Origin of the sequence: Micrococcus sp. HSID17227, assembly GCF_003989405.1 — a bacterium.
GTDB lineage: Bacteria > Actinomycetota > Actinomycetes > Actinomycetales > Micrococcaceae > Micrococcus > Micrococcus luteus.
This window is the reverse complement of sequence record NZ_RBLN01000249.1, coordinates 1-3,127: the sequence shown is the minus strand read 5'-3', so window position 1 is coordinate 3,127 and position 3,127 is coordinate 1. Positions and strand designations below refer to the sequence as shown.

The following is a 3,127-nucleotide window of genomic DNA, read 5'->3' as shown; positions in this document are numbered from 1 at the left end:
GCTCGGCGTGAGGCGCTGGCCGTGTGGGTGAACCACTACAACTACCATCGGCCTCATACCTCCTGCGGGGACGCCCCTCCGGCCTCGTTGGCACCGGCCCGAGTCAACAACGTCATGCCCTCCTACATCTAGACTGGCGCGGCCCCCACGAAAGGAACCCCTCCAAGGACGTGCTCTGTCCCGCCTTCGAGACCACGACCCTTGTGGTCCTCGGCGTCATCCTCCTGCTCGACCTGCTGTACGTCGCGCGCCGCCCCCACGAGCCCTCCATGAAGGAGGCCGGCCTGTGGATCGGGTTCTACGTGGCGCTGGCGCTGGTCTTCGCGGGGCTGCTCTTCGCGGGGCTGCTCTTCGCCCTGGGCGATGCGCAGCACGGCACCGAGTTCCTCGCCGGCTGGGTCACCGAGTACAGCCTCAGCGTGGACGACCTGTTCGTGTTCCTCATCATCATGGCCACGTTCCAGGTGCCCCGCCGCTACCAGCAGGAGGTGCTGATGGTGGGCATCATCATCGCGCTGATCGCCCGCGCGGTGTTCATCGCGGTCGGCGCCGTCGCCATCGAGCACCTGACGTGGGAGTTCTACATCTTCGGCGCCTTCCTGCTCTGGACCGCCTGGCAGCAGCTCAAGGACGACGGCGGGGACGAGGAGTCCGAGCCGGGCGTCGTGGCCCGCCTGACCCGCCGCCTCAACGTGGCGCCGGACTACGACGGCAACCGACTGCGCACCACCGTGGACGGCCGGCGCATGTTCACCCCCATGGTGGTCGTGTTCATCACGATCGGCCTGACGGACGTGATGTTCGCGGTGGACTCCATCCCGGCGATCTTCGGCCTCACCCAGAACTGGTTCATCGTCCTGACCGCCAATATCTTCGCCCTCATGGGCCTGCGCCAGCGGGCCCGACGACGCCCCGCTCCGCCCGCCGCGGGTCGGGGCGTCGTCGTGCGACCGGGTAGACTGACCGGCGACGTAGGGGAGTATCCCGAACACTGTGGACGTCAGCACGCCGCGGCCGCCGAGAGCGCGCCGCCGGCCGGACACAGGGGCCCGGGCCGCGGTCGCGGCGGGCGGAGAGACTTGCGGCACCGTCCTGACCCCTGACGCCGAGAGGTGACCCGTGGAAATCAACGGCCTGACCTGGGGCTTGACGATCGCGCTGATCGTCGGGCTCCTCGCGTTCGACTACTTCGCCCATGTCCGCAAGGCGCACACGCCGTCGATCCGGGAGGCCGCGATCTGGTCCGGCGTCTACGTCGGCCTCGCGCTCGTCTTCGGCCTCGTGTTCTTCGCCTTCGGCGACACCCAGCACGCGGTCGAGTACTACACCGGCTACCTGCTGGAGAAGGCGCTCAGCGTCGACAACCTGTTCGTCTTCCTGGTCATCATGGCCAGCTTTCGGGTGCCGCGCGAGTACCAGCAGAAGGTGCTCCTGTTCGGCATCACCTTCGCGCTGATCTCGCGCACCCTGTTCATCCTGCTGGGCGCCGCCGTCATCGCCGCGTGGTCCGACGTGTTCTACCTCTTCGGCCTGTTCCTGCTGATCATCGCCGGCGGCCAGCTCAAGGGCGAGATGTCCGGCGACGCCGAGGGCGCCCAGGACGAGGCGGACAACGTGATGGTCCGCCTGGTCAAGCGGTTCCTGCCCGCCTCCGAGCAGTTCGACGGCGACCGCCTCTTCACGACGGTGGACGGCAAGCGCCTCATGACGCCGATGCTCCTCGTGATGATCGCGATCGGCGCCACGGACATCCTCTTCGCCTTCGACTCCATCCCCGCGATCTTCGGCGTGACCCAGGAGGCGTACATCGTCTTCACCGCCACGGCGTTCTCGCTCATGGGCCTGCGCCAGCTGTACTTCCTGATCGACGGCCTGCTCGACCGCCTCGTCTACCTGGCCTACGGGCTCTCCGCGCTGCTGGCGTTCATCGGCGTGAAGCTGATCCTGCACGCCCTGCACGAGAACAACCTGCCGTTCATCAACGGCGGCGAGAACGTGCCCGTCGTCGAGATCCCCACGACGCTGTCCCTCGTGGTCGTCGTCGTGATCCTGGCGATCACCGTGGCGATCTCCCTGGCCTCGCCGAAGGGCCAGGCCCTGCGGGCGCTGCAGAACGCCGAGAAGTACTCGTACCGGTACTCGAAGCTGCCCGAGGACGCCGACCCGGCCGAGCGCGAGCGCGCCGCCGCCCTGATGGATCGCTGGACGGCCCGGGCCGAGGCCGTGGACCAGCGCTGGCGCGACCAGCTGCTCGAGCACAAGGACGCGTGGTCGGCCATCATCCGCACGGCCCACGAGACCCGGCTCGCCGATCCCCGTGACGACGACGCGCGCGGGGTCTCCGAGCAGATCGTGCGGCAGGACGGGCCCACCGTCTGAGCCGATCACGGCGCCGGGGGAGCCCTCCGCCGGCGCCCGGGCGCCCGGGCCGGTCAGTCGACCGGGTCGGGGGCCGTCGTCGTCCCGGCGCCGTCCGGCGCGGTCATCGCCAGGAGCCGGTCGAGGATCGCCGGCCCGTCGTCGGCGATGCCGTCGTGGTGGAAGGCGCCGGTCTCCCACACCCGCAGGCCGCGGACGCGCCGCGCGGTCTCGATCGAGAGGTCCCGGTCCACGTACACGTCGTCCGCGTAGACGGCGGCGGCCACGGGGACGGTGTTCTGCGCCAGGGAGGCCACGTCGTAGAGCGGGCCCCACTGCGTGCGCTCGGCGAGCAGCCGCGCCGTGCCGGCCAGGGGCCGCAGCCGGGGGTCGACCTCGACGGACCAGGGCATGACGTGTTCGCCCGTGGGCAGCGGGACCGTGGTCGCCTCCGGGTCGAAGTCCGGGTGCTCGGCGAGCATCCGGGACGCCGACCAGCCGGTGTCCGCCCGGCCGCCGGCCAGGTCCGCCGGCTGCGCGTAGATCGCCTCGTGCAGCACGGTGTAGAGCGGGTTGACGAGGCGGTCGTCCTGGTCGGCGACGGCGGCCAGGAACGTCTCGGACAGGCGCGGCGCGGGCCCGGTGCGGTCCACGGCCTCGGCGAGGACCCAGTGCAGGCGGTCCACGCGGGTGTTGCCGCCCAGCAGCATGCCCAGGGCCTGGGCCCGTCCCACGGTGAGCGGCCCGCCGCCGGGCAGGGGGATCGGGA

The 3,127-nt window shown here is 70.6% G+C and carries 3 protein-coding genes and 1 pseudogene; 3 read left to right on the top strand and 1 reads right to left on the bottom strand.

The annotated features are described in order from the left end of the window. From D8M29_RS10300 to D8M29_RS10290, 3 genes are all read left to right on the top strand, one after another. On the top strand, positions 1-132 hold a 132-nt coding region (locus tag D8M29_RS10300; protein ID WP_148111579.1), incomplete at its 5' end, for an integrase core domain-containing protein. Positions 133-170: 38 nt separating this feature from the next. Then, complete coding sequence (locus tag D8M29_RS10295; protein WP_049147867.1) at positions 171-1,103, top strand: TerC/Alx family metal homeostasis membrane protein; 933 nt, start codon at positions 171-173, stop codon at positions 1,101-1,103. Positions 1,104-1,119: 16 nt separating this feature from the next. Beyond that, positions 1,120-2,379 carry a TerC family protein gene (locus tag D8M29_RS10290; RefSeq protein ID WP_049147868.1) on the top strand — a complete coding sequence of 420 codons (1,260 nt, stop codon included), beginning with the start codon at positions 1,120-1,122 and terminating at the stop codon, positions 2,377-2,379. Positions 2,380-2,432: 53 nt separating this feature from the next. Here the strand turns inward: D8M29_RS10290 and D8M29_RS10285 are convergent. After that, positions 2,433-3,127 (bottom strand): annotated as a pseudogene (locus tag D8M29_RS10285) (alpha/beta hydrolase); the annotation flags it as partial.